The organism is Streptomyces sparsus, assembly GCF_054776295.1.
The window spans coordinates 1-730 of record NZ_BAAHCA010001541.1 but is presented as its reverse complement, the minus strand read 5'-3'; the positions used below and the strand labels follow the sequence as shown (position 1 = coordinate 730).

Below are 730 nucleotides of genomic sequence, written 5' to 3'. Positions count from 1 at the left end.
GCGGCTCAGCGCGTTGACCCGGCCGCCGCCGTCGCTCCGGTAGACGGCGTCCGGGTCGAGCAGGGCCAGCAGGCCGTCCAGGTCGCCCGTTCCGCAAGCCGTCGCGAAGGCCGCCACCAGTGCCCGTTGCTCGGCCCGGGTGGGTGGCAGCCGGGGCCGCTCCTGCTCCACGTGCCGCCGCGCCCGGGAGGCCAGTTGGCGCACTGCGGCGGGTGACCGTCCCACCACGTCGGCGACCTCCTGGAACGGCATGCCGAACACGTCGTGCAGCAGGAAGGCGGCACGTTCCGCGGGGGTGAGCCGTTCCAGCACGATCAGCAGCGCCATGCTGACCGACTCGTCCAGGGTGACGCGGTCCGCCGGATCGTTGTCCGGGGCCCGCTCGACCAGGGGTTCCGGCAGCCATGTCCCCACATAGCGCTCGCGCCTGGCGCGGGCGCTGCCCAGGGCGTCGAGCGCGAGCCTGCCGACGGTGGTCGTCAACCATGCCCGCAGGTCGCGGACCGCGGCCGGATCGGGGAGGGTGCGCAGCCTGAGCCAGGCCTCCTGCACGCAGTCCTCCGCCTCCGCCAGGGAGCCGGTCGTGCTGTAGGCGACCCGCAGCAGATGTGCCCGATGCTCCTCGAACCCGCGCGCCCACTGCTCCTGGGCAGGGCGGGTCAGGTCGTCGGCCCCGGTGCCGGGGGTGGTGTTGTTGCCGGCGTCGGCACCGGCGGCCGCCGGGGTGGAA

Annotated in this window: 1 protein-coding gene; it reads right to left on the bottom strand. The window is 74.8% G+C overall.

Going from position 1 to position 730, the window contains the following annotated elements; translation table 11 throughout:
- The coding region (gene sigJ / locus ACYVE9_RS29495; protein WP_461030933.1) for an RNA polymerase sigma factor SigJ at nt 1–663 on the bottom strand (663 nt) is incomplete at its 3' end.
- Between the last annotated feature and the right edge of the window lie 67 nt (nt 664–730).